Here is a 26,121-nt window from a genome sequence, read left to right as displayed (position 1 = left end):
TCATCCCAGTGGCAGCGTCACCTCGCCCGAGCCCTGTGCCTCGGCCCCGCCGGGCACGCGCACCGTGAACGGGCGGTCGGTGCCGGACGCCGTGACCCGCAGCACGTCGCCGTCCCGCCGGACCCGGAACGTCGCGGCCGGCAGCCCCGCCGTGTCCGGCACGGTGACCTCGGCCGCGTAGTCGGGCGCGGCCGAGGGGTGCGCGAGCAGCACCGGAGCGTCCAGCCAGTCGCCGTCGGGCCGGGAGTCGTCGCCGGCCAGCGGCAGCACGGCGCCCTCGCGGACGTACAGCGGAAGGCTGTCGTAGCCGTGCCGCTCGGTGCGCCAGCACGGGCCGGTGACCCGCTCGCCGCTCAGCAGGTGGGTCCAGGTGCCCTCGGGCAGATAGACCTCCACCTCGCCGTCCTCGCTGAACACCGGCGCGACCAGCAGGTCGGGGCCCAGCATGTACTGGCGGTCGAGCGGGCGGCACGCCGGGTCCCGCGGGAACTCCAGCACCATGGGCCGCATCATCGGCACGCCCGTGCGGTGGGCCTCGGTGGCGGCGCCGTACAGGTACGGCATCAGACGGTGCTTGAGCAGGGTGAACCGCCGGGCGACGTCGACCGCCTCGTCGCCGAACTCCCACGGCACCCGGTACGACGTGGAGCCGTGCAGTCGGCTGTGCGAGGAGAGCAGGCCGAAGGCGAGCCAGCGCTTGAACACCTCGGGGACGGGCGTGCCCTCGAAGCCGCCGATGTCGTGGCTCCAGAAGCCGAACCCGCTCAGCGACAGGGACAGACCGCCCCGCAGCGACTCGGCCATCGCCTCGAAGGACGACCAGCAGTCGCCGCCCCAGTGCACCGGGTACTGCTGGCCGCCGGCGGTCGCGGACCGGGCGAAGAGCACCGCCTCACCCTGCCCGCGCTCCTTCTCCAGGAGCTCGAACACCGTCCGGTTGTACAGGTGGGTGTAGTAGTTGTGCATCCGCTCCGGGTCGGAGCCGTCGTGCCAGACGACATCGGTGGGGATGCGCTCGCCGAAGTCCGTCTTGAAGGTGTCCACGCCCTGGTCGAGCAGCGGCTTGAGCTTCGACTGGAACCAGGCGCGGGCGTCGGGACTGGTGAAGTCGACCAGGCCCATGCCGGCCTGCCACAGGTCCCACTGCCACACGTCGCCGTTCGGACGGCGCACCAGGTGCCCGAGGGCGGCGGCCTCGTCGAAGAGCGGGGACTTCTGCGCGATGTACGGGTTGATCCAGATGCTGATCCGCAGGCCCTTCTCCTTGAGCCGGGCCAGCATGCCCTCCGGGTCGGGGAAGACGTCCGGGTCCCACTGGAAGTCGCACCACTGGTACTCGCGCATCCAGAAGCAGTCGAAGTGGAACACCGACAGCGGGATGCCGCGCTCGGCCATGCCGTCGACGAACGAGGTCACCGTCGCCTCGTCGTACGACGTGGTGAAGGAGGTGCTGAGCCACAGGCCGAACGACCAGGCCGGCGGCAGGGCCGGGCGCCCGGTGAGGGCCGTGTAGCGGCCGAGGACGTCCTTCGGGGTGGGCCCCGCGACGACGTAGTACTCCAGCGCCTGGTCCTCGACGCTGAACTGGACCTGCCCGACGGACTCGGAGCCGATCTCGAAGGAGACGGCGCCGGGGTGGTTGACGAAGACGCCGTAGCCGCGGGACGAGAGGTAGAACGGGACGTTCTTGTAGGCCTGCTCGCTGCTCGTGCCGCCGTCGGCCTGCCAGACGTCGACGGTCTGGCCGTTCTTGACGAACGGGGTGAAGCGCTCGCCCAGGCCGTAGATCTGCTCGCCGACACCGAGCGACAGCCGGCTCAGCACATGGTGGGCCCCCTCGCCGGTGGTGGCGAAGGCGGTGCTCTTGGCGCCGGCACGGGTCAGTTCGCGTCCGTCCGCGTCGTGGAAGGAGAGCCCGAAGGGACCGGCCCCGTCCAGGCGCAGGGTCAGGGGACCGCTGGTCAGCTCGGTGACGGTGCCGTCCTGGCGTACCGCCCCCGCGCCGTCCGCGTCCCCGGTGAGGGCGAAGTCGGGGCCCGGCCGGTACTTGCCCGCGTGGTGGGTGACCCGGACGCCGATCACACCCTCGGCGGGGGAGAAGCACTCGACCGTGATCAGCGGCGCGTTCAGGGTGTCGCCCCTGCGCGTCACTTTCTTCACGGCGGCGTAGCCGGTGAAGCGCTTCGATTCCGGGCGCACATCGCGCACTTCGGTGGCGTACGAGATCTGGACACCGTCGCGGATGCGCCAGAAGCCGTCAGTGAATTTCATGGTCTTCCTCGGAGGGGGAGGTCGGCAGAGGCTCGGAAGGAAGCTTCTGACCAGGAACTATGACAGGAGACGCAGAACCTGTCACGCCTTGGCACAAGCAGATCGTATCGCTGGGGGTCTAGCGCGACCGGCTTCCGCTGGCGTATTAGTAATCAGGCAAAACAAATTACACCCGGTGCAGCGCCAGGCAACACCTCGGCGAGAGCCGCCTCGAGTCGAAGCGCTTCACCTGCCTCCTGAAAGAGTCACCAGCTCAGCGCACGTTGAGCCGGTCCCCACGCAAGGGCACCCACCGTGACAGCACATCCTCCGGTTGCCGTACACCGCGCGCGCGGACGTTCGCGCGGAGCCGTCACGTCGCTCACCGCCGTCTCCGTCCTCATCGCCGGAGCGGCGCTGACGGGCTGCGCACAGCAGCGCGACAGCGACGTGTACACCGTGATGAACTCCTCGACCGACGAGACCTACCACCGCTGGGACGCCGAGGCGATGGCCCGCTGCGGCAAGCAGCTGGGCGTCACCATCGAGCAGCAGAGCGTCCCCGCCTCGCAGGTGATGACGAAGGCCCTGCGCATGGCCTCGTCGAAGTCGCTGCCGGACATCGTGCAGTTCGACGCCTCCGAGATGCCGACCTTCGCCGACGCCGGCGGCCTCGTCGACCTGCGCACCCTGGGCCTCGCCACCGACGACGTCCCCGAGGGCATCGTCGACTTCGGCTCCTACCGGGGCACGTACTACGGCGCGGCCCGCTCCGTGAACACCCTCGCGCTCTTCTACAACAAGGACATCCTGGACGAGGCGGGCGTACAGGTGCCCACCACCTGGGACGAACTGCGCGAGGCGGCGAGGAAGCTCACCGAGGGCGACCGGTACGGACTGGCGCTCAGCGCGGGCGGCGCCGAGGACGGCGTCTTCCAGTTCACGCCGTTCATGTGGTCCAACGGCGGCGACGAGACGGACCTCGACAGCCCTCAGGTCGTCGAGGCGCTCGACTACTGGAAGGCGCTGCTCCAGGACGGGTCGCTGTCCAAGTCCACGGTCAACTGGACGCAGGCCGACGTGAACGACCAGTTCATGGCCGGGAACGCCGCGATGATGATCAACGGCCCGTGGCAGGTCGAGACCCTCAACACCAAGAAGTCGCTGAACTGGGAGATCGCGCAGATCCCCGTCCCCGAGGCGGGCGCCGACTCGGTGGGGCCGCTCGGCGGCGCCGTGCTCACCGTGCCCAACACCGGCGACACCGAGCGCGAGAGGACGGCCGGCCGGATCGTCTCCTGCCTGGCGAGCGAGAAGGAACAGCTCACCTACGCCCTCAACAGCTGGATGGTCCCCGCCAACGAGAAGGCCGCCGCGAAGTGGCGCGAGGAGGTGCCCGAGCTGGACGCGCTGGCCGACCAGGTCGCCGCCGCCCGCTCCCGCACCGCCAAGCTCGGCGCCGGCTGGTCGGGCGTCTCGCTCGCCCTGCAGAGCGCCTTCCAGTCCGCCCTGACCGGCCAGTCCAGCGAGACCGCCCTGCAGCGCGCCCAGCAGCGCGCCACGAGCGGGAACTGAGGTACGCGCCCATGACCACATCCACCGTCACCGCCGTGGCGCCGGCCGAGACGTCCGGCAAGGCCACCGCGCCGGACCCGGGCCGGCAGCGCCTGCGCCGCAGGCTCGCCCAGTGGGGCTTCGTCGCCCCCGCCGTCGTCTTCATGCTGCTGTTCTTCGGCTACCCGCTCGTCCGCAACGTCGTGATGAGCTTCCAGCACTACACCCCGAAGACGTTCTTCACCGGCGAGGCCCCCTTCAACGGCACCGACAACTGGTCGTCCGTCTTCCAGGACGTCCTGTTCGGCAAGGCCCTGTGGCACACCCTCGTCTTCACCGCCGGCTCCCTGCTCGGCCAGTTCTGCATCGGCCTCGCGCTCGCGGTCTTCTTCAACCGCAGGTTCCCCCTGAACGGCGTCCTGCGGTCGCTGATCCTGCTGCCCTGGCTGGTGCCCATGGTGGTGTCCGGCATCGTCTGGCGCCGCATCCTCGACCAGGACACCGGCGTACTGAACACCTTCCTGGACACCGTGGGCCTGGGCGGCAGCACCCCGTGGCTGACCAGCCCCGACATGGCACTGCTGTCGGTGATCCTGGTCAACATCTGGATCGGCATCCCGTTCAACATGGTCATCCTCTACGGCGGCCTCCAGGAGATCCCCAAGGAGCTGTACGAGGCGTCCGCCCTGGACGGCGCCTCGGCCTGGCGGACCTTCCGCTCCATCACCCTGCCGATGCTCAAGCCGGTGATCACGGTCGTCCTGGTGCTCGGGTTCATGTCGACGGTCAAGATCCTCGACCTGATCCTCGCCCTCACCGACGGCGGACCCGCCGACGCCACCCAGACCCTGGGCACGCTCACCTACCAGAACTCCTTCGTGGAGCTGGACTTCGGCGCCGGCGCGGTCGTCGGCAACGTCCTCATTCTCATCTCCGCGGTGTTCGCGGTGTTCTACCTGCGGGCCAACCGCACCGAGGGGAAGTGACCGACATGGCCGCTCACACTCCCGCCGCGTCCCGGCGCCGCTGGGGCTCGACCGCCGCCGGTGTGCTGATCCTGGGCGTGATGCTCTTCCCGTTGTACTGGATGCTCAACACGGCGCTCCAGCCCGAGTCCGGCCTGCTCCAGGTCGACCCGGTGCCGGGCAGCCTGGACCTCTCCGGGTTCTCCAAGGCCGTCACCGACCAGGGCGGTCACCTGCTGACCTCGCTGCTGGTCTCGTTCGGCGCCGTCGCCATCTGCCTGGCCGTCTCCGCCCCGGCGGCCTACGGCCTGGCCCGGTTCGGCCTGCGCGGCTCGCGCACCATCGTCTTCGGCACCCTGATCACCCAGATGGTGCCGGGCATCGTCATCGCCAACGCCCTCTACAACTCGTACGTCGACCTGGGCCTGGTGAACTCCTACTTCGGCCTGATGCTCGCGGACGCCTCGCTCGGCATCCCGTTCTCCATCGTCCTCATGCGCTCCTTCATGGTGTCCATCCCGGGCGAGGTCATCGAGGCCGCCGAGATCGACGGCGCGGGGCCGGTACGGGTCTTCCTGCGGGTGGTGCTCCCGATGAGCCGCAACTCGCTGATCACCTCCGGCCTGTTCGCGTTCCTGTTCTCGTGGAGCGACTTCATGTTCGCGCTCACCCTGAACACCACCGACGACGTCAAGCCGATCACGCTCGGCATCTACCAGTACATCGGCGCCCACGTCGGCGACTGGGGCGCGGTCATGGCCGCGTCCGTGCTCTCCGCCGTCCCGGCCGCGATCCTGCTCGTCCTCGCCCAGAAGTACATCGCCGCCGGCATCACCGGGGGCTCCGTCAAGTGATCACCGCACGTACCGAGATGGACTCGAAAAGCATGAGCGACTTCCCCGGTTTCCCGCCCGGCTTCGTCTTCGGCGCCGCGACCGCCTCGTACCAGATCGAGGGCGCGGCGTACGAGGACGGCCGCGGCCCGTCGATCTGGGACACCTACAGCCACACCCCCGGCCTGGTCGCGAACGGCGACACCGGTGACGTCGCCTGCGACCACTACCACCGCTACCCCGAGGACGTGGCCCTGCTGCGCGACCTCGGCGTCGGCTCGTACCGCTTCTCGATCGCCTGGCCGCGCATCGTGCCCGACGGCGCCGGCCCGGTGAACCCCAAGGGCCTGGACTTCTACTCCCGCCTGGTCGACGAACTCCTCGCCGCCGGCATCGAGCCCGCCGCCACCCTCTACCACTGGGACCTCCCGCAGGCCCTGGAGGACCGGGGCGGCTGGCGGGTGCGGGAGACCGCCGAGCGGTTCGCCGAGTACGCGGCCGTCGTCGCCGGGCGCCTGGGCGACCGGGTGCCCCGCTGGATCACCCTCAACGAGCCGTGGTGCAGCGCCTTCCTCGGCTACTCCGTCGGCCGCCACGCGCCGGGCGCCCGCGAGGGCCGGGGCGCCCTGGCCGCCGCCCACCACCTGCTGGTCGGCCACGGACTGGCCGTCCGGGCGCTCCGGTCCGCCGGGGTCCGCGAGGCCGGCATCACCCTCAACCTCGACCACCACCTGCCCGCCACCGACTCCGCCGCCGACCGCGAGGCCGTCGTACGCGCCGACACCCTGCACAACCTGGTGTGGACGGAGCCGATCCTCGCCGGGCGCTACCCGGACACCGAGGAGGACACCTGGGGCGAGCTGATCACCGCACAGGACTTCCGCCGCGACGGCGACCTGGAGCTGATCCATCAGCCGCTGGACTTCCTCGGCGTCAACTACTACCGCCCGATCGTCGTCGCCGACGCCCCGTACCGCGAGGGCGACCCCGCCCTGCGCGTGGCGACCGACAACCGTTACGCCGAGACGCCGATGCCCGGCGTCCGGCACACCGCGATGGGCTGGCCGGTGGCCCCGGACACCTTCACCGACCTCCTGGTGGACCTGAAGGAGCAGTACGGGGACGCCCTGCCGCCGGTCCACATCACCGAGAACGGCTCCGCAGAGGGCGACGAGGTGAGCGCGGACGGCGCCGTGCACGACACCGACCGGGTGGCGTACCTGCGCGACCACCTCACCGCGCTGCGGGCCGCGATCGACGCGGGCGTGGACGTACGCGGCTACTACGTGTGGTCACTGCTCGACAACTTCGAGTGGGCCTTCGGCTACGACAAGCGCTTCGGCATCGTCCGGGTCGACTACGACACGCAGGAGCGCACCCCGAAGGACAGCTACCACTGGTACCGGCGCATGATCGCCGCCCAGCGGCCCTGACGGACCGGCCGCCCTAGGCGGCGCCTTCGCGGTCGTCGAAGGTGCCGCCGGCGCCCGGTTCCGGCCGCGCCGTGAGCGGCAGGACGACGGGGGAGCCCGCGTCCGCCGCCCCGGCGGTGGCGGCGGGCTTGCGCAGCAGGAGCAGGGCCGCGTCGTCGTGCAGCCGGCCGCCCACGTGGTCCAGCAGCTCTTGGTGCAGCGCGGCGAGCGTGCGGGCCGGCTCGTCGCACAGATGCCGAGCCAGGCCCTCGGCCAGCGGGTAGAACTCACGGCCGGCGTCGCGGGCCTCCGTGACCCCGTCGGTGTAGAACAGCAGCTGGTCCCCCTCGGTGAAGGAGACCACCTGAAGGCCGGGGGACTCGCCCGACAGGGCGCGCAGCCCCAGGGGCGGCGCCGGGCTGACGGGGTCCACCGGTATCACCTCGGCGCCGCGGACCAGCAGCGGGGGAGCGTGTCCGCAGTTGACCATCTCCAGCCGCCCCGGCTCCGGATAGCCGGCGACCACGGCGGTGACGAAGTCGTCGTGGCCGAGGTTGCGGGCCAGGCTCCGTTCGATCCGGCAGACGACGTCCAGCAGATCGGGCTCGTCGTGGGCGGCCTCCCGGAAGACACCGAGCACCAGGGCGGCCGTCCCCACGGCCGGCAGCCCCTTGCCGCGCACGTCACCGACGATCATCCTGACCCCGTGCGGAGTGGGGATGAGGGCGTAGAGGTCGCCGCCGATCCGGGCCTCCGCGGCGGCGGCGCTGTAGTGGACCGCCGTCTGGAACGGGCCGACGGTCTCCGGGACCGGAGTGAGCAGGGCGTGCTGCGCGGTCTCCGCGACGGAACGGACGGCGGCGAGCACCCGCTCGCGGCGTTCCCGCAGGGCGCTGGCGAGCGTGCCGGCCAGGGCGACGGTCGCCAGCGCGCAGAGCACGACGGCCAGCTCCGAGGCCGGCATGCCGTGCCGGACGCCGATGCCCGCCCCCAGGACCGTGGCGAGGAGGCCGACCCCGAGGACCCCGGCCGGCCGGCTGGTGGCCGCGGCCAGCGCGGGACCGACGGCGAGCAGCGGCAGCCAGACCCGGCCCGTCCCGCCGACGAGGTCGACGAACACGATGAGGAAAACGATCAGTACGGGCAGCGCGGGCGTACCGGCGGCCCAGTGTGCGACGGCCCGTGCCCGGGGCGACGCCGTGTGGCCGGCCCCCCGCTTGTGCTGCCGTACCGATCGGTGGTCGCGTCCATGCTGACGGGCGTGACTCATGTGTCGTCCGCTGTCCTCACCTTTGCGCGGCACGCGCGCGTCCGTAATGTCTGACTTAATCAGGAAAGATGATCGTCGCGAACGTCACAAGGGTGCGCTTTTCAGATAGTGAGCGACAGGCCCCGGGTCACCCGCCCGGCCGCGGGCAGGAGACGCTCGCGGACCTCGTCGAGCCGGTGCAGCCGGTCCTTGCGCATGGACACGCCGAGTGAGCCCAGGGTGTTGCCGCTGTAGACCGGCACCGCGACACAGACGGTGCCCAGGGAGTACTCCTCCAGGTCGGTGACGGCCGGGGCCAGGGTGCTGCCCTCCAGCCGGCGGATCAGCTCCGGGGCCGTGGTGATCGTCCGCGGGGTGAGGTCGTTGAGGGGATGCCGGGAGAGGTACTCCTTGCGGGCCTCGTCGTCGAGCTCCCGGAGCACCGACTTGCCCAGCGCGGTGGCGTGCCCGGCGTCCTCGAACCCCACCCAGAGCTCGGCCCGCGGGGTGCGGGGACTGTCGACGATCTCGGCGACGCGGATCTCGCCGTCCTCGTAGAAGGTGAGGTAGGCGGCGGTGGACAGCTCGTCCCGGAGTGCGGCGAGCACCGGCCTGACCCGGCTGAGCAGCGCCTGCTCCCGGCTCGCCGTGGGCAGGGCCCGGAACCGGTCGCCCAGGACGAATCCGCCGTCGTCCAGCTTGCGCAGGTACCCGTCGTGCACCAGCGTGCGCAGCAGGTGGTAGGCCGTGCCCAGGGGCAGCCCCGTCTCCCGCGCCAGCTGTTTCGCCGGCGCGCCGTTCTGATGGGCACCCGCCGCCTCCAGCAGCCGGAAGGCACGCTGCACGGAGGTGATGAGCGTCGGGCCCGCACCCATGCGACCAGCCTGCGCCCGACACCCGCCACAGGCAAGTGAAGCCCCCGCCCCGCCCGCCGGAACGAGGGCTCCACCGAGCGATTCCCGCCGGCCGGCGAGCCGGGCTCAGTCCCTCAGGGTGCCGGGATCTCGTCCACGAAGGACGTGCCGGCGTTCCGGTACGTGTCGATCCGCGCGGTCACCTGGGCCGGGGTGAGTACCTGGTCCTTGACGTGCAGGACGTAGTCGACCTGCTGGTCGTAGGCGCGGGGGGTGGTCGACGTCTGGCCGTCGAGGTCGATCAGCCACTGGTTGAAGTTGATCGACATCGGGCGCTCCGGCAGGTACGCCGCGTCGTGCGTGCCGAAGTGCCGGCCGTCGACGTGGTAGGTGATGGCGTTGTCGTCGATGGTCACCACCAGGTCGTGCCAGCCGGCGAAGCTCTGCCGGCTCTCGCTGTGCTGGTTGACGGCCTGCCAGGGGTCAGGGGCGTAGGTCTCCCAGGAGGTCGTGTAGAGGATGTTGGACGGCTCGCCCCAGCCTCCGTTGGGCAGGTACTCGAAGTCGTACTCGGCGTAGTCGTCGGCCATCGGGGCCTTGAGGTCGTTGATGGTGAAGAAGGTCTGGACGACGCGGTCGCCGTCGGGACCGTACTTCGGGGTGTCGGAGAACCGCACGCGGGCCGCGTAGGTGCCGTTCCTGAACTTCATGCTCCTGGTGAGGACTTCGGTGTGCCGGGTGGAGGCGCCGGTGCCCGCGGTGGAGGTCTCCAGGTTCATCACCGAGTTGCCGCCCGAGGCGCTGAACGTGACCTTGGACGGGTCCCAGGTCGCGCCGGGCACACCGGGGCCGCCGGAATCGGACCGCACGCTCCAGCCGTGCGCGGAGATCGCCGGATCGGTGTGCGAGGTGTAGTCGAAGTCGTCGAACAGGGTCTGGCCGCCGTCGCCCGGCGGGTCCGTGGGGTCGGTCGGATCGGTGGGGTCGTTGCCCTCGGGGGCCGTGCCCCACACCGTGGCGCCGGCGAGCCGGGCGGTGACCTTGTCCCAGTCGGCGTACGAGGTCCGGGCGCCGTCGAAGGAGTAGTCGTCGCTCTGCCTGAGCGTCTGCCAGGTGGATCGGTGGAAGCGCAGTTGCATGTCCCCGGTGTCGGCGCCGGGAGCCAGTGACCCGGCGGAGGGGGTGAACCCGATCTCCAGGTAGCGGTCGGCCGTCGCGGTGGGGTGGGCGAGCGTTCCGAACGTGCCGGTGACGGCGGAGCAGCCCCTGACCGCCCAGGAGCAGGCGAAGCGGTACGAGGCGTCCGGGGAGTCGGCCTTGAAGTAGTAGCGGACCTTCACCTGGCTCAACTGCACGGTCGAGGAACCGGTGTTGCGGACCTTGAGCCAGGGCTCGCTCTGGTCGGCGGTGGCCCCGCCCGCGCCGGTGCGGTACTGCACGGTGACGGCGCCGTCCGCGGCGGCGGCGGTGGTGGCGGGGAGGCCGGCCAGGGCGGCGCTGCCGAGCAGCGCGGTCAGCGCGAGTGCCGCGCGGGTGCGGCGGCCGGTGGGACGAGTACTCATCCGTGTCCTTTCGCGGTGGGGGTGGCGCACGGTGGATCGTCTGTGCGGTAGGGCATGGAGCTCACGGTGGCGGCCCGGCCCGTCGTCGGGTTGACCAGTTGCCGCCGGAGCCTTACCAGTCGATGTCGGGAGAACGTGGCATAGACCAATGTGGGAGTCAACCCTCCGCGCGGATGTTCCAGGACGGACTCCCTTGCGGAGCACACCAGTTATGGTCGAGGCCATACCAGTGATCCGACGGCCGCACGGCCCGCCACGCCGCCCGACGACGAACGGGAGCCCCGTATGGAGATCGACCGCGCCGCCTCGGGTGCCGTGCTCAAACGCGAACGGGTCCGCGACGCGATCCTCGAACTGATCGAGGCCCGGCGCCCCGGCGACGCCATCCCCTCGGAACGCAGTCTGTGCGCCCGACTCGGCGTGTCCCGGCCGACGTTGCGCGCGGCCGTGGACGAACTCGTGGTCGCGGGGCTGCTGGTGCGCGAGCACGGCCGCGGCATGTTCGTCGCCGCCGAGAAGATCACCCAGGAACTGGTCTCCGAGCGGGGCTCCTTCGCCGTGCCGCGGGCCGGCGGTGTGTGGACCAGCCGGGTCCTGGAGTTCCGCACCCTGCCGGCCGGCGCCCGGGTGGGCCGCAGGCTGCGCGTCTCGCCCGCGGCGCGTATCCGTTACGTGGCCCGTCTGCGGCTGGTCGACGGCTCACCCATGGCCATCGAGCACCTGCACATCCCGGCGGACCTGGTGCCGGGTCTGACGGAGGGGGAACTGGAACGGGGCGACCTGTACGAGCACTTCCGCGACCGGCACGGCGTGCGGGTCGCGGAGGCGGTGCAGTCCATCGAGCCCACCGTCGTGACCCGCGCGGAGGCGGACCTGCTCGACGTGCCCGAGCTGTCACCGGCCCTGCTGTTCGAGCGCCTCACCACCGACACCGGCGGCCGCCCCGTCGAGTACGTCCACTCCCTCTACCGGGGGGACCGCTACCGCATCGTCTCCCGGCTCACGCTCGGCCCGGCCCCCGCGCGGCCCGAGCCGCCCGAGGGGCACCATCCGGGCATCCCGCCGGGCGACTTCACCTCCGGCGCTCCCGTCACCTCCTCGACCCGGGGCGTGGTGCAGAACGGCGGCTGACCGCCGTCCCGGCACACCGGGCTCCCGGACTCCACAACCGTTGACAGGTCCATACCAGGGCGAGACGCTGAGAGCGCTCTCAGAACGACTCCCCCACAGTCGAACGGAGAAGGAGCATGCTGCGCACACTCAAACGCCGGGCCATGGCGGTGGGGCTGAGCATCGTCACGGTGCTCGGCGGCTCACTGCTCGCCACCGGAGTGCCGGCACCCGCCCACGCCGCCGCGGTCCCGGACACCATCCCCCTGAAGATCACCAACAACTCGGGCCGCGGCGAGCAGGTGTACGTCTACAACCTCGGCACCCAGCTGTCGACCGGCAGACAGGGCTGGGCCGACGCGAGCGGCACGTTCCACCCCTGGCCCGCGGGCGGCAACCCGCCCACCCCCGCGCCCGACGCCTCGATGACGGGCCCGGCGGCAGGACAGTCCACGACCATCCGCGTCCCCAAGTTCTCCGGCCGCATCTACTTCTCCTACGGCCGGAAACTCGTCTTCAAGCTGACCACCGGCGGCCTGGTGCAGCCCGCCGTGCAGAACCCGACGGACCCCAACCGCGACATCCTCTTCAACTGGTCCGAGTACACCCTCGACGACTCGGGCCTGTGGCTCAACAGCACCCAGGTGGACATGTTCTCCGCCCCCTACTCGGTGGGGGTACGGCGCGCCGACGGCGGCACGACGAGCACCGGCAGGCTCAGGCCCGGCGGCTACGACGCGGTCCTCGACACGCTCAGGGGACAGCCCGGAGGCTGGGCCGGCCTGATCCAGACCCGCTCCGACGGCACCGTGCTGCGCGCCCTGTCCCCGCTGTACGGACTGGAGACGGGCGCCCTGCCGGCGTCGGTCATGGACGACTACATCGACCGGGTCTGGCGGAAGTACTCCGGCTCCACCCTGACGGTCACGCCCTTCACCGACCAGCCGGGCGTCAAGTACCACGGCCGGGTCTCCGGTGGCGTCATGAACTTCACCAACGGCGCGGGAGCCGTCGTCACCAGCTTCCAGAAGCCGGACGCCTCCTCCGTCTTCGGCTGCCACCGGAGGCTCGACGCCCCCAACGACCAGGTGCGCGGCCCGATCTCCCGCACCCTGTGCGCCGGATTCAACCGCTCCACGCTCCTGACCAACCCCGACCAGCCCGACTCCGGCTCCGGCGGCTTCTACCAGGACCCCGTCACCAACCACTACGCCCGCGCCGTCCACGCGCAGATGGCCGACGGCAAGGCGTACGCCTTCGCCTTCGACGACGTGGGCAACCACGAGTCGCTCGTCCACGACGGCGACCCGAGCCAGGCCTCCCTCTCCCTCGACCCCTTCGACTGACCGGGCCGGTGGCGGCGCGCGGACCGGCCGCGCCGCCACCGGACCACCGGAGGACGGCGGTCAGCGCGGCGGTACGGGCCGTACGGCCAGGACGGCGATGTCGTCGTCGCTGTCGGCGCCCAGCCCGATGAGCAACTCGTCGCAGAGCACGTCGAGCGGTTCCCGAGCCAGCGCCGACGCGTGCCGGCGGAGCCGCTCCATGGCGTCGTCCAGATGCTCCTCGCGGCGCTCGATGAGGCCGTCGGTGTAGAGCAGCACCGTCGAGTACGCCGGAACCGCGTTCCGGCCCTGGGGCCGGGGCGCATCGGGATCCACCCCGAGCAGCAGCCCCGAGCCGTCCTCCAGATAGCGGGTGCGGCCGTCCTCGTGGATGAGCAGCGGCGGCAGATGGCCCGCGGAGGAGTGCAACAGCCTCCAGGGACCGTTCTCGGCGCCCTTGACCAGGCCGTAGATGCAGGTGGCGGTGGCCTCGCGGTACAGGCTGTGGTTCGCCATGTCGAGGCGGTGCAGCACGGTCTCGGGCGGCTCCTGACGGTCCACGGCGATGCCGCGCAGCATGCTGCGCAACTGGCTCATGGCGATCGCCGCGTCCAGGTTGTGCCCGGTGACGTCACCGATGACCAGCGCGATGTCGCCGTCGGGCAGGACGAAGCTGTCGTACCAGTCGCCGCCGACCTGGGCGGTGGCGGAGGAGGCCGCGTAGCGGGCGGCGAGCTGCAGGTTCCCGGCATCGGGCAGCCTGGGCAGCAGCGAACGCTGGAGGCGTTCGGCGATGTTGCGCGTCTCCTGGTAGAGACGGAGGTTGTCCACCCCCAGGGCGAGGTTGCGCACCAGGTCGTCGACCAGCGGCAGATCCTCTTCGCCGAACGGCGCGTCCAGTCCGCGGCGGGCCAGGGTGAGGGCACCGAGGATCTGCCTGCGGGCCCGCAGCGGGGCGACGACCACACTGTTCGCGCCCATGGCCCGCAACAGTCCCAGGTAGTGGGCGTCGAGGGGGCCCGCGGCCTCGCTGGGCGCCGGGGGCTCGGTGAGCAGCAGCGGGCCCGCCCCGCGCAGCGCACGGGCCAGCGGACCCCGGTCGGCGTCGGACACCGGAGGGAGCACGCCCTGGTACTCCTCGGGCCTGGGATCGCGGGACGAATGGTAGACGATGGAGACCCGCTCCACCTGGGCGTCCTCCGTGAACAGGTCCACCACGCACCAGTCGGCCAGCCGCCCGGTGAGGACGCGGCCCACCTGCTCCAGGCCCTCGTCCAGATGCGGCGCGTTGCTCAGCGCGGCCGCGGTGTCGGCCAGCAGCGACAGCCGCTCCAGCGTGGGCAGGACCGACTCCCGGCCGGTGTCCGCGGCGGCGGCCGGCGGCAGCCGGTCCGGCACTCGCCGTGCCACGGACGGCCGGGCGACACCGGCCGGGCGGGCCGAGGGGGCGGGCACGGAGGCCCGCGGAGCGAGCTGGGCGACGAAGACGGTACGGCCGTCGGCCGTCTCCTGCGGCTGGATGAACAGCCGTACGGGAACCAGCCGGCCGTCGCGGTGCAGCGCGGGCAGCGGCACCGAGCGGCCCAGGATCCGGGGCTGCCCGCTGAGCAGCAGGGACGTGAACGCCGCGATGTGACGCCGACGGAGGTGCTCGGGGATGAGCGTGGTGAGCGGCCGCCCGACGAGATCGTCCGCGTGCCAGCCGAGCAGGTCCGCCGCCGGCCCGTTCGCCGCGATGATCCGGTTCCGCTCGTCGGCGGCGATCGTCGGAGTCCGGCTGGCCTGTACCTGCCCGGCGTCCCACGCCACCAGTTCCGAGGGACTGACGCCCGGTTCCCCGGGCACCACCGTCCACGCCGTGGGGTGCCTCCCGGCCAACTGTCCGACGATCTGGTCGAACAGCCACTGGTGGAAGAGGCGCTGCCGCGGCAGCGCCGGGAGCGTCAGCAGGCGCTCGTCACGGGCGCCCTCCTCGGCCAGGTCGAGCACCGCGCGCAGGGTCTGCACAGCCGGCTCGGCGTCCGGCGGCACCGACAGGGGCAGTGAGCGGATCGCCTGCCCGGAGGGCTCCCGCCGCAGCGCGGCCGTCACGGACGCGGTGATCAGCTGGCTCATGTCCAGCGCGACGGCCAGGTCCTTTGGGGGCACACCGAGATCGTGGCCGGCGGCGACGGCCAGGGTCACCTCGCGCAGCAGGGCGTGCCGGTGCTGCTGAGCCGCCGCGTAGAGCGCCGCCGGCACGTCGAGCAGCGTCACCGTCGTTCCCGGGACGGAGGGTGCCGCGGCGGGCTCCCAGTCGTCCGGGCGCCGGGGCGGTCCCTCGGGCCGCAGCTCGAACCACACCGTCTTGCCCCCGGCTCCGGTCTCGACGCCCCGCCGGGACGACAGCCCGGCGACCAGCGGCAGACCCTGTCCCGTACCGGCGTAGGGCGGGCATCCGTGCGGCACGAGCCCGCGGTCCGGCCGGCGGTCGCCGACCCGCACGTGGACCGTGCCGTCGTCGACGCGGGCCGTCACCTCGGCCTCGGTGCGGGCGTGCAGGACGACATTGGTGACCAGCTCACTGACCAGCAGCTGAGCCGTGTCCACCAGATCCGGTGCGGCACCGCCGAGGGCGGCCCGCACGAACCGCCGGGCCTCCGCCACGCTCTCCGGCGCCGGAGGGAACCGACGCGACGGTGTCCCGCGGGCATCGAGGTCGGCCATGACCTCAGTCTGCCTCACCGGCCCCGGCCGTCCCCCGGCCGACACGGTGGAACCCCGCCGGACATCCTTCCTGGCGTCCTCCCGAGCAGGTCCGGGGCGGGTCCCGGGTGATCACCGTGACCGGCGGGCCCCATAAGGTGCCTGTCATGTCTGCCACGTTGAACGCGGGGAGAACCCGCGCCGCGCTGCGCACGTCGGCGCGCGTCTCCGGTGAGCTGCTGCTGGTCCTGGTGGCGGCGGCGGTGGTGCTGTGGGTGCTGGGCCGGATGTGGTCGGTGGTCTGGCCGCTGATAGTCGGTCTCCTCCTCACCACGCTCACCTGGCCCCCGACCCGTTTCCTGCGCCGGCGCGGCCTGGCCCCCGCGCTCGCCGCTTCCCTGGTGACCGTGCTGTTCCTGCTGGTGGCCGCGGGCACCGTGGCGCTGATCGCGGTGCCCGTGGCGTCGGAGGCCGGCGAGCTGACCGACGGTGTCGCCGAGGGCGTCCAGAGGCTGCGCGAATGGGCCGCCGGGCCGCCGCTGAACATCGACGACGCCCAGATCGCCGATGCCTTCGACACCGCGACCGCCCGCATCCAGGACAGCGCCGGGGCCATCGCCACCACCGCCGTCACCGGCGTGAGCACCGTGTTCAGCGGTGTGGTCACGGCCGTCCTGGCGCTCTTCCTGATGTTCTTCTTCCTCAAGGACGGCCCGCGCTTCCTGCCCTGGCTCGGCCGGCAGCTCCCCGGCCGGCTCGCCACGGACGTGCCCGCCGTGGCCGAGCGGTGCTGGCTCACCCTGGGCTCGTTCGTACGGTCCCAGGCGCTCGTCGGCCTGATCGACGCCGTACTGATCGGCCTGGGCCTGTGGATCCTGGACGTCCCCCTGGTGCTGCCGCTGTCGGTGCTGACCTTCGTGTCCGCGTTCGTGCCCATCGTGGGCGCCCTGTTCGCCGGCTTCGTCGCGGTGCTGATCGCGCTGGTGTCCAACGGCCTGACGGACGCGCTGCTCGTGCTGGCCGTCATCGTCGTGGTGCAGCAGCTCGAGGGCAACGTGTTCCAGCCCATGATCCAGAGCCGCGGTCTCGGACTGCACGCGGCGGTCGTCCTGCTGGCGGTGACGCTCGGCGGCGCGCTCTCCGGCATCGTCGGCAGCCTGCTCGCCGTACCGGTGGCCGCGATGATCGCGGTCGTCTGGAACTATCTGCGCGAGCAGCTCTCCGACCCGCAGCCCGCACCGCGGGCCGACGGCTCGTCCACCTGACCGGCACGCCCACCTTCCGCATCGACAGGAGGCCCCGTGACGTACGACCTCAGCGCACTGCGCGCCCGGATTCCCGCGCTGGCCGCCGGCACCGCGCACTTCGACGGCCCCGGCGGCACCCAGATGCCGCTGCCCGTCATCGAGGCGATCGCCGCCACGCTGTCCCGGCCGCTCTCGATCCGCGGCGACGGCCTGCCCGGCGAGCGCAACGCCGAGACCGTCGTCGTCGAGGCCCGGCGCGCCATGGCCGACCTCCTGGGCGCCGACCCGGCGGGCATCGTCTTCGGCCGCAGCGCCACCCAGCTCACCTACGACTTCTCCCGCACCCTCGCCGCGACCTGGTCACCGGGCGACGAGGTGGTCGTCACCCGGCTGGACCACGACGCCAACATCCGCCCCTGGGTGCAGGCGGCCGAGCGGGCCGGCGGCACCGTCCGCCGGGCCGACTTCGACCCGGCCACCGGTGAACTGACCGCCGACGACATCCGCGCCGTGCTTTCCGGCCGCACCCGGCTGGTGGCCGTCACCGCGGCCTCCAACCTGATCGGCACGATGCCCCCGATCGCCGAGATCGCGCGGATCACGCACGAGGCGGGCGCCCTGCTGTACGTCGACGGCGTGCACTACGCCGCACACGCCCCGGTCGACATGGAGGCGCTCGGCGCGGACTTCGTCGTCTGCTCCCCGTACAAGTTCCTCGGCCCCCACCACGGTGTCCTGGCCGCCCGCCCCGAACTCCTGGAGACCCTGCGTCCGGACAAACTGCTGCCCTCCACGGACGCGGTGCCCGAGCGCTTCGAACTGGGCACGCTGCCCTACGAGTTCCTCGCGGGCACCCGTGCGGCCGTGGACTTCCTGGCGACCCTTCAGCCCCTCCGGGGGAGTTCGGGGAGCGGGGGTCCGGGGGCGGAGCCCCCGGGGGACGTGGAGGGGCGGCGGGGGCGGGAGTCCCGTCGCGGACGACTCGTCTCGGCGTTCGAGGCGATCGAGGAACACGAGGGCGTCCTGCGCGACCGCCTGGAGAAGGGCCTGGCGGCCCTCCCCGGCGTCACCGTCCACTCCCGCGCGGTCCGGCGCACCCCGACCCTGCTGATCACCCTCGACGGCCGCTCCACCACGGACGCCTACCGCTTCCTGGCGGAACGCGGCGTCCACGCGCCCTCCGGCAGCTTCTACGCGCTGGAGGCGTCCCGTCACCTCGGCCTCGGCGACACCGGCGGCCTCCGCGTCGGCCTGGCCCCCTACACCAGCGGCGAGGACGTCGACCGGCTGCTGACGGGCCTGTCCGACTTCCTGGAGCGGAGGACGGACGCACATGGGTGAGGACGGCGGCCTCACCTACGGCCCCCGCGGTGCCACCGCCCCGCAGGTCCCGGTCTGGCCGGTGTCCCCGCCCGGGTTCCGCCGGTTCGAGAGGACCGTGACGATCGGACGGGGAGAGGACGCCTGGAACGCCGCCGGCGAGGCGGTGCTGCGGTGGGAGGTCAAACGGCGCAGCGGCTTCGCCGTCGCCCCGGCCGACGGGGGCGGCACCGGCGCGCGTGAGCGCGGGCGGTACACCGTCACGGCGGGCCTCGGCCGGTGCGTCGTACGGGAACCGGTCGAGGTCGTCGCCGTGGTGGAGACCGGGGACCGGTGCGGTTTCGCCTACGGCACCCGCCGGGGCCACCCGGTCAGCGGCGAGGAGGCCTTCATCGTGCACCGGGACGACGACGGCCGGGTCCTGCTGACCCTGCGCTCCCTGACCCGGGCGGCGCCGACGGGCCCCTGGCGCCCGCTCTTCCCCGTTCTCCTGCTGGCGCAGCTCCTCGTCCGCAGGCGCTACCTCCGTGTCCTGCGGGACGCGGGGGTCAGGAGTACAGGGCCGCGATCTCGTCCGCGTACGCCTCCTGCGCCGCCCGCCGTTTGACCTTCAGCGAGGGGGTCAGCAGTCCGTTCTCCTCGGTGAACTCGCCCTCGACCAGGGTGAAGGCGCGGATGGACTCCGCGCGGGAGACGGCCTCGTTGGCGTAGTCGACGGCCTTCTGCACGTCGGCGCGCATCCGCGGGTCGCGGACGACCTCGGACATCGGGGTGCCGGCGGGCAGCCCCCGCACCGCCAGCCAGTGGGCGACCGTCTCGGGGTCGAGGGTGATCAGCGCGGCCACGAAGGGCCGGTTGTCGCCGACGACGAGGCACTGGCCGACGGGCGGGCGGCTGCGCAGCCGGTCCTCCAGGACGGCCGGGGAGACGTTCTTGCCGCCGGAGGTGACGAGGATGTCCTTCTTGCGGCCGGTGATGGTCAGATAGCCGTCCTCGTCGAGGGAGCCGAGGTCGCCGGTGGCGAACCAGCCGTCGTCGAGCGCCTCGTCGGTGGCGGCCGGGTCGTTCCAGTACGACCCGAAGACGATGCCGCCCTTGATGCGCACCTCGCCGTCGTCGGCGATGCGGACCGCGGTGCCGGGGACCGGGAGGCCGACCGTGCCGGGGCGGGGGCCCAGCGGCGGGACGACGGTGGCGGCGGCGGTGGTCTCGGTGAGGCCGTAGCCCTCGTAGACCATGATCCCGGCCGCGTAGAAGAAGAGGTTGAGGTCCCGCTCCAGCGGGGAGCCGCCGCTGATGGCGTAGCGCACCCGCCCGCCGAGTTCCTTGCGGACCCGGCGGTAGACCAGCAAGTCGTACAGGGCCCAGGCGGCGTACAGCCCGAGGCCGGGGCCCTTGCCGCGCCCCAGGAGCTTGTCGAGGTGGGCCTCGCCGAAGCGGACGGCGACGCGGTGGGCGCGTTCGAAGGAGGCGCCCCGGCCGATCTTCTCGGCGGTGGCCCGGCCGGTGTCGTGGATCTTCTCGAAGAGGTAGGGCACGCCGACCAGGAACGTCGGACGGAACGCCCTGAGCGCGGGCCGGAGTTCGTCGGGCTTGATGCTCGGGCAGTGGCCGGTCTCGATACGGGCGAGCAGACAGGCGATCTGGATGGTGCGGCCGAGGATGTGGGCGAGCGGGAGGAAGAGCAGGGTCGAGGCGACCTGGTCGGTGACCTCCTTGAAGACGGGGTGCAGCAGCTCGACCGTGTTGGCGGCCTCGGCGTACAGGTTGGCGTGGGTGAGGACGCAGCCCTTGGGGCGTCCGGTGGTGCCGGAGGTGTAGCAGACGGTCGCGACGGTGTCGGGGGTCAGGGCCGTACGGCGCCCGGTGACCTCCTCGTCGGGGACGTCCCGGCCGAGCGCGGTGAGTTCGGCGAGGGCGTCCGCGTCCAGTTCCCACACGCGCGGTGGCTCCGGGTGGGCGGCGGTGCCGGCGGTGACGGCGGCCGTGTTCTGCGCGGTCTCCGTGACGACGTACCGGGCGCCGGAGTCACGGACGATCCACTCCACCTGCTCCGCCGAGGAGGTGGGGTAGACCGGTACGACCCGGCCGCCCGCGGACCAGACCGCGAAGTCCAGGACCGTCCACTCGTAGCGCGTACGGGACATCACGGCGACCCGGTCGCCCGGTTCAAGACCGGCGGCGATCAGCCCCTTGGCCACGGCGGTGACCTCCCGGGCGAAGGCCGCCGCCGTCACCGGGCGCCAGGTGCCGTGCTCCTCGCGCCGCAGCACCACCGCGTCGGGGGCCTCGGCCGCGTTGGTGAACGGGATGTCGGCCGTGCTGCCGGTGGTCCGCCGCGGGGCCAGAGCCGCCGTACGGGCCTCACGCACGACACCGTGTTCGTCCCTGACGGTCTCGGCTCGGGTCCGGCTCGTCGGACCCGAGCGTCGTGTCGCCCGTTTCAGATCCCTGCGTACGCCCATGACGGCTCCCGGTCGCGGCTGATGCTCTCGTGCTGGTACTGCCGTACTTACTCCAGAGTAAACTTACCCGTGCGTAAGAATCAGTCAATGGGCGGGGGTCAGTCCAGCCGGTTCGCCGCGCGGATCGCCTCCGCCAGCCCGCGGATGTCCTCGTCCTCCGTCCGGTCCGCCAAGTCGTCCGCGCGCTCGGAGAGTTCACCGAGACCGGGAGCGCCCGGCAGCGCGCTGTAGCGGTGGTCGAAGGAGCGCAGGGCGTCGGCGAAGTAGGCCGCGGTCGCGGTGACCGTCAGACCGCGCCGCGCGCTCCACACGGAGCCGGCGAGACCGTCGGCCTCCAGGTCGCCCGTCTCCTCGTGCGGGGTGCGGCTGTCGGGGTCGAGCCAGCGCACGGTCGCCGTGGCGAGGTGCCCGTCGGCCCCGGGCCGGGTGCGCACGGCGTACAGGGCGGTCACGGTGTGGCCGGGGCCGACCTCGCCGCCGTCCACGCGGTCGTCACGGAAGTCCTCGTCGGCGACCCGCCGGTTGTCGTAGCCGACGAGCCGGAACTCGGCGACCGTCTCCGGGTCGAAGGCGACCTGCGCCTTGGCGTCACGGGCCGTCAGCTCGATGTTGCGGGGCAACTGCTCGCAGAACACCTCGCGGGCGTCCTCCTCGCCGGACACGTACACCGTGTGGCCGTCGCCCTCGTCGGCGAGCTTCTCCATGAGCGCGTCGCCGTAGTCGCTGCCGACACCGACGCCGAACAGGGTGATGCCGTGCTCGCGGCGGGACTCCGCGATGCGTTCGAGGATCGCGTCGGCGTCCGTGTCGCCGGTGTTGGCGAGCGCATCCGAGACGAGCACGACCCGGTTGGTCGCGCCCTCGCGCAGCCCCTCGACGGCGGTCTCGTACCCGGTCTCCACACCCGCCCCGAGGTTGGTGGAGTCGGTCGGCTCCAGGCTGTCGACGGCGTCGTGCACCTCGCCCCGGTTGCCGCCGAGCCGGGTCATCGGCAGGACGGTCTCGGCCTCGTCGCTGAAGGTGACGACGGCCACCGAGTCGTCGTCGCGCAACTGGTCCGTCATGGTCGCGAGGGAGTCCTGTGCGAGGTCGAGACGGCCCGGTTCCGCCATCGAACCCGAGATGTCGATGACGAACGTCAGGGCGGCGGGCGGGCGTTCACCGTCCGGATCGGCGGCCCTGGTGGCCAGGCCCACCCGGACCAGCGACCAGTCCTCCTCTTCGGTGCGGGCGCCGTCCACGGTGACCGTGAAGCCGTCGCCATCGGGACGCTCGTAGTCCTGCCGGAAGCTGTTGACGAACTCCTCGGGACGGACGGTCGACGGATCGGGCAGCCGGCCCTCGGCGAGGGTGCGGCGGGCATAGCCGTACGAGGCGGTGTCGACGTCCAGCGCGAAGGTCGACAGGTGGTCGGGATCGGGGGCGACCTCGCGGGAGTCCCGCTCGCCCTCGTCCCGTTCACCGTCGTACCGTCCTCCCGACCCCCGGTCGGGGGCGGGCAGCGGCGCCGAGCCGTCGCCCCCGCGGTTGTAGGAGGCGTCGCTCGCCTTGGAGCCGCCGTCGCTCCCCGCGCCGCAGCCGCCCACCAGCAGGCAGCCCGCCGCCGCGAGCGCGAGCAGCGCTCCGGCCGGCCGCCGTGTCCCGTGCCACTTCATCGTCCGTGTCCCCTCGGTCGGTTGACGTCGACTTCAGTGACTGTGACGGCGCGGCGGGCCGGAACGTGCGGTACGGAGCGTTGCAGGTGAGTCTCGAAGAGGGCACGGAGCGGCCCCGCCGAGACCGGTAGGTGATCTTCCGTTGACCCGCGGACCCGCGTTCCTGCCGCCGAAACCGCGCCGGGCCTGGGCGAACGGCGCGACCACGGACGTTATGCCGGGTGGTAGTGCCTGCACCACCGTCGTCCGGTCACTGGCTGCATGGCCGGCGGCCTCCGCGCCTCCTACCGTCGTTCGGGTCCCACGACGAGCTCCGCCCGGAAGGCGCCCCACCATGTCACTGACCCCGGCCGACATCGCCGTCGGCCTCGACCACGTGCACAAGACGTACGGCGGCGACCAGCCGGTCGTGGCGCTGGACGACGTGAGCGTCGTGTTCGCGCGCGGCACCATGACCGCCGTGATGGGACCGTCCGGATCGGGCAAGAGCACCCTGCTGCACTGCGCGGCCGGACTGGACCGGCCGGACTCGGGGACGGTGCGGATCGGCCCCACCGACCTGTCGTCGATGTCCGAGAAGCGGCTGACCGAACTGCGCCGCGGCCGGGTCGGTTTCGTGTTCCAGGCGTTCAACCTGGTGGGCGCGCTGAACGTGGAGCAGAACATCCTGCTGCCCTCCCGGCTGTCGGGCCGCCGGCCCGACCCGGCGTGGGTCGCCGAGGTGATCGGGAGGGTCGGACTGGGCGAACGGCTGCGGCACCGGCCGTCCCAGCTCTCCGGCGGCCAGCAGCAGCGCGTCGCGATCGCCCGGGCGCTCGTCACCCGCCCGGAGGTGATGTTCTGCGACGAACCCACCGGGGCACTGGACACCCGGACCGCGGCCGAGGTCCTCGCCCTGCTGCGGTCGGTGGTCGACCGGTTCGGGCAGACCGTCGTCATGGTGACCCACGACCCGGTCGCCGCGTCCTACGCCGACCGCGTGACGGTCCTGGCGGACGGGCGGATCGTGCGGGACATGGCACAGCCCGGAGCCGAGCGGATCGCCGAACACCTGGCGCTGCCGGGCGGCCGCCGGCCGTCCGTCGCGAGCCGGGAGGGCTGAACGGTGCTCCGACTCGCAGCGCAGATGGTGCGCTTCCGCAAAGGCGGCTTCGTCGCCACCTTCGTCGCGCTCGCCGCGGGCGTCGCCATCCTGATGACCTGCGCCCTGCTCGTGGAGTCGGGATGGCGGTACAAGGGCGAGCCGCAGCGCTACGGCGCCACGCTCGCCGTCGTCGCCGACCGGGACCTGAGGGTGGCCGGCCCGGAGATGTTCGGCGAGACCGAGTACACCACCGTCACGCTCCCCGAACGCGGCAGCGTCCCCGGGGAACTGGTCGGCCGGCTGGCCGCGGTGCCCGGCGTGGAGCGTGCGGTGGGCGACCGCTCGATCGTCGTCACCACGACCGCCGCCCCGGACGTGCCGACCACGGGTCACGGCTGGGCGAGTGCCGCCCTGGCTCCCTACCGGCTGGTGTCCGGCGAACCGCCGCGCACCGACGGGGAGATCGCCGTCGACGCCCGGCTCGCCGACCGCGCGGGGCTCGCGCCCGGCGACACCACGGACATCGTCACCGGGGGAGAGAGCCGGCCGTACCGGGTGAGCGGGGTGGCCGGGACCGGCGAGGCGTCCGGGGAGCGCGCGGCGCTGTTCTTCACCGACGCGCGGGCCGCCGCACTCGATCCGCACCCGGGCCGCTTCGACGCCGTCGGTGTCCTCGCCGCGCCGGACGCCGACCGCTCCGCCGTACTCACCGCGGTGCGCCGGGTCGCGGACGGCGCGGACGCCAAGGCCTACACCGGTGACGAGCGCGGGCTGGCCGAACAGCCCGAAGCCGCCGCGGCGCGGGAGTTCACCCTCCAGGCCGGCGGCGCGTTCGGCGGATACGCCGCGATGATCATCGTCTTCGTCGTCGCCGGGACGGTCGGCCTGTCGGTACGGCACCGGCGCCGCGACCTCGCGTTGCTGCGCGCCGTCGCGGCCACCCCCGGCCAGGTGCGGCGGATGCTCCTCGCCGAGGTGGGCCTGCTCGGTCTGCTCGCCGCCGTCGTGGGCGTCCCGGCCGGACTGCTGGCCACGTCACTCGTCCGGGACGAACTGGTCTCCCGGGAGTTCGTGCCCGACGGCTTCACCGTCCGGGGCGGGCTGCTGTCCGGGGGCGCCGTGACCGTGGCCGTCGGCGCCACGGCACTGCTGGCCGCCTGGATCGCGTCGCTGCGCGTCACCCGGATCCGGCCCACCGAGGCCCTCGGGGAAGCGGCCGTCGAGCGCGGCCCGGGCGGCAAGGCCCGTGTGGTGACCGGCCTGGTGTGCCTCGCCGTCGCGGTGTCCCTGACCGGCCTCACCGGAGCCACCGACGGCCAGACCGCGCTGGGCGCCGCGATGGGCATGCTCTACGCGTTCGTGCTGGGGGTCGCGCTGCTGGCGCCCTGGATCAACCAGGCGGCCGCCCGGCTGCTGGGCCCCGTCCTGCGTGCCGTGTGGGGCGACAGCGGTTACCTCGCCGCGGCGAACCTGCGGGCCAACGCCCGCGGCATGGTCGCCGTACTCACCGCGCTCGTCCTCTCCGTGGGGTTCGGCGGCACCGTCTGGTTCCTGCAGGACAACCTCCAGCGGCAGACCGTGGTCCAGAGCCGTGACGGCATCCTCGCCCAGCACGCCCTGACCGGCGGCGCCGGACTGCCCGCCTCCGCCACCGCCGAGGCCCGCCGGATCCCCGGGGTGGTCGCCGCGACCGGGGTGCGCCGCACCTCCGTCGTCGTGCCGGGCGAGATCGAGGCCATGGCCGTCGTCGCCCAGGGCATCGACCCGAAGGGCGTGGAACGGACACTGGACCTGAAGGTGAGCTCGGGCAGCCTCGCGGCGCTGCGCGAGGACACCGTGGCCGTGTCCACCGCGCAGGCGGACGCCGCCGGCTGGGAGCTCGGTGACAAGGCCGGACTGTGGCTCGGCGACGGAACGCCCGTCACCCTGCGCGTCGTCGCCCTGTACGAACGCGGCTGGGGCTTCGGCGACGTCACGCTCCACACCCGGACCCTGGCCGGACACACCGTCACCGGACTCGACGACCAGGTGCTCATCCGCACCGCACCGGACGCCGAACCCGACGCCGCCCTGGCCGGACTCGCCCGCCGGTACCCGGCCGCCGCCGTGGTCGGCACCGACCGGCTCACCGGCGAACTCGCCCAGGACCTGGCCGTCAGCGGCTGGCTGAACAAGCTGCTCATCGCCGTCCTGGTCGGGTACGCGGTCCTCGCCGCCGCCAACACGCTGGTCATGGCGGCCCTGGCCCGCACCCGGGAGTTGTCCCTGCTGCGCCTGGTCGGTGTGACCCGCGGCCAGGTGAAGCGGATGGTGCACGCCGAACAGGCCGGTCTGCTGGGCGTGGCGATCGTCATCGGCGGAGCGATCGCGGCCGTCACCCTCACCACGATCGTCCACGCCGTGTCCGGGCAGCGCGTCCCCTACGTTCCGGTCGCGGGCTCGGCCGCCATCGTGGGCGGGACCGTCGTGCTGGCACTGGTCGCCACGGTGCTTCCCGTCGGCCGGCTCCTGCGCACCCCTCCGGCCGAGGGCATCGGCATCCGCGAGTGAG

At 72.5% G+C, this 26,121-nt stretch carries 18 protein-coding genes; 11 read left to right on the top strand and 7 right to left on the bottom strand.

Features of this window, described 5'->3' with window-relative positions; all coding sequences use genetic code 11:
- Positions 1–2,271 (bottom strand): alpha-xylosidase, encoded by a 2,271-nt coding sequence (gene yicI / locus ACZ62B_RS32320; protein ID WP_469693066.1) that lies wholly within the window; start codon positions 2,269–2,271, stop codon positions 1–3.
- 294 nt (positions 2,272–2,565) lie between these two features.
- Between yicI and ACZ62B_RS32315 the strand changes: the two genes are divergently transcribed.
- From ACZ62B_RS32315 to ACZ62B_RS32300, 4 genes are read left to right on the top strand one after another with little or no spacing between them, the layout of a single operon-like run.
- Positions 2,566–3,825 carry an ABC transporter substrate-binding protein gene (locus ACZ62B_RS32315; protein WP_344562524.1) on the top strand — a complete coding sequence of 420 codons (1,260 nt, stop codon included), beginning with the start codon at positions 2,566–2,568 and terminating at the stop codon, positions 3,823–3,825.
- Between the two features lie 11 nt (positions 3,826–3,836).
- Entirely contained in the window at positions 3,837–4,790 is a 954-nt protein-coding gene (locus tag ACZ62B_RS32310) for a carbohydrate ABC transporter permease (protein ID WP_344562522.1), read from the top strand.
- Positions 4,791–4,795: 5 nt separating this feature from the next.
- Positions 4,796–5,623, top strand: a complete 828-nt coding sequence (locus ACZ62B_RS32305; protein ID WP_469693064.1) for a carbohydrate ABC transporter permease — start codon at positions 4,796–4,798, stop codon at positions 5,621–5,623.
- A 32-nt stretch (positions 5,624–5,655) separates the two neighbouring features.
- Entirely contained in the window at positions 5,656–7,035 is a 1,380-nt protein-coding gene (locus ACZ62B_RS32300) for a GH1 family beta-glucosidase (RefSeq protein WP_469693062.1), read from the top strand.
- Positions 7,036–7,048: 13 nt separating this feature from the next.
- On the opposite strand, the gene ACZ62B_RS32295 is transcribed toward ACZ62B_RS32300, so the two are convergent.
- The 3 genes from ACZ62B_RS32295 to ACZ62B_RS32285 form a co-directional block, all read right to left on the bottom strand.
- Entirely contained in the window at positions 7,049–8,284 is a 1,236-nt protein-coding gene (locus tag ACZ62B_RS32295; protein ID WP_344562516.1) for a PP2C family protein-serine/threonine phosphatase, read from the bottom strand.
- Between the two features lie 101 nt (positions 8,285–8,385).
- Positions 8,386–9,138: an IclR family transcriptional regulator gene (locus ACZ62B_RS32290; protein ID WP_344562514.1), complete on the bottom strand. Its 753-nt coding sequence runs from the start codon at positions 9,136–9,138 to the stop codon at positions 8,386–8,388.
- Between the two features lie 113 nt (positions 9,139–9,251).
- Positions 9,252–10,679, bottom strand: a complete 1,428-nt coding sequence (locus ACZ62B_RS32285; protein ID WP_344562512.1) for a cellulose binding domain-containing protein — start codon at positions 10,677–10,679, stop codon at positions 9,252–9,254.
- 285 nt (positions 10,680–10,964) lie between these two features.
- Here ACZ62B_RS32285 and ACZ62B_RS32280 point away from each other — a divergent pair, with 285 nt between their 5' ends.
- Positions 10,965–11,810, top strand: a complete 846-nt coding sequence (locus ACZ62B_RS32280) for a GntR family transcriptional regulator (RefSeq protein WP_344562510.1) — start codon at positions 10,965–10,967, stop codon at positions 11,808–11,810.
- A gap of 116 nt (positions 11,811–11,926) precedes the next feature.
- The gene (locus ACZ62B_RS32275; RefSeq protein WP_344562508.1) at positions 11,927–13,135 is read left to right on the top strand and encodes a glycoside hydrolase family 64 protein; all 1,209 of its coding nucleotides are present in this window, start codon (positions 11,927–11,929) and stop codon (positions 13,133–13,135) included.
- Between the two features lie 60 nt (positions 13,136–13,195).
- On the opposite strand, the gene ACZ62B_RS32270 is transcribed toward ACZ62B_RS32275, so the two are convergent.
- Positions 13,196–15,820 (bottom strand): SpoIIE family protein phosphatase, encoded by a 2,625-nt coding sequence (locus ACZ62B_RS32270; protein ID WP_469693059.1) that lies wholly within the window; start codon positions 15,818–15,820, stop codon positions 13,196–13,198.
- 146 nt (positions 15,821–15,966) lie between these two features.
- Here ACZ62B_RS32270 and ACZ62B_RS32265 point away from each other — a divergent pair, with 146 nt between their 5' ends.
- From ACZ62B_RS32265 to ACZ62B_RS32255, 3 genes are read left to right on the top strand one after another with little or no spacing between them, the layout of a single operon-like run.
- Positions 15,967–17,064: an AI-2E family transporter gene (locus ACZ62B_RS32265; RefSeq protein WP_344562504.1), complete on the top strand. Its 1,098-nt coding sequence runs from the start codon at positions 15,967–15,969 to the stop codon at positions 17,062–17,064.
- A gap of 36 nt (positions 17,065–17,100) precedes the next feature.
- Positions 17,101–18,387, top strand: a complete 1,287-nt coding sequence (locus tag ACZ62B_RS32260; protein WP_344562502.1) for a cysteine desulfurase-like protein — start codon at positions 17,101–17,103, stop codon at positions 18,385–18,387.
- Positions 18,380–18,973, top strand: coding sequence for a DUF1990 family protein (locus ACZ62B_RS32255; RefSeq protein WP_468724715.1), 594 nt, complete (start codon positions 18,380–18,382; stop codon positions 18,971–18,973). The genes ACZ62B_RS32260 and ACZ62B_RS32255 overlap by 8 nt, the downstream gene beginning before the upstream one ends.
- On the opposite strand, the gene ACZ62B_RS32250 is transcribed toward ACZ62B_RS32255, so the two are convergent.
- Together ACZ62B_RS32250 and ACZ62B_RS32245 are read right to left on the bottom strand one after the other, a co-directional pair.
- On the bottom strand, positions 18,915–20,831 hold the full coding sequence (locus ACZ62B_RS32250; protein ID WP_469693057.1) for an AMP-dependent synthetase/ligase: 1,917 nt from the start codon (positions 20,829–20,831) through the stop codon (positions 18,915–18,917). The genes ACZ62B_RS32255 and ACZ62B_RS32250 overlap by 59 nt on opposite strands.
- Positions 20,832–20,929: 98 nt before the next feature.
- Complete coding sequence (locus ACZ62B_RS32245; protein ID WP_469693056.1) at positions 20,930–22,486, bottom strand: vWA domain-containing protein; 1,557 nt, start codon at positions 22,484–22,486, stop codon at positions 20,930–20,932.
- A 334-nt stretch (positions 22,487–22,820) separates the two neighbouring features.
- Between ACZ62B_RS32245 and ACZ62B_RS32240 the strand changes: the two genes are divergently transcribed.
- A complete protein-coding gene (locus tag ACZ62B_RS32240) occupies positions 22,821–23,588 on the top strand; it encodes an ABC transporter ATP-binding protein (RefSeq protein ID WP_344562494.1) in 768 nt (255 codons plus the stop codon).
- 3 nt (positions 23,589–23,591) lie between these two features.
- Positions 23,592–26,120, top strand: a complete 2,529-nt coding sequence (locus ACZ62B_RS32235) for an FtsX-like permease family protein (RefSeq protein WP_468724720.1) — start codon at positions 23,592–23,594, stop codon at positions 26,118–26,120.
- The last annotated feature ends 1 nt before the right edge of the window (position 26,121 follow it).

Source organism: Streptomyces sp. NPDC053426 (genome assembly GCF_055585405.1).
The sequence above is the reverse complement of the archived record's forward strand: the minus strand, read 5'-3'. Positions and strand labels throughout refer to the sequence as shown.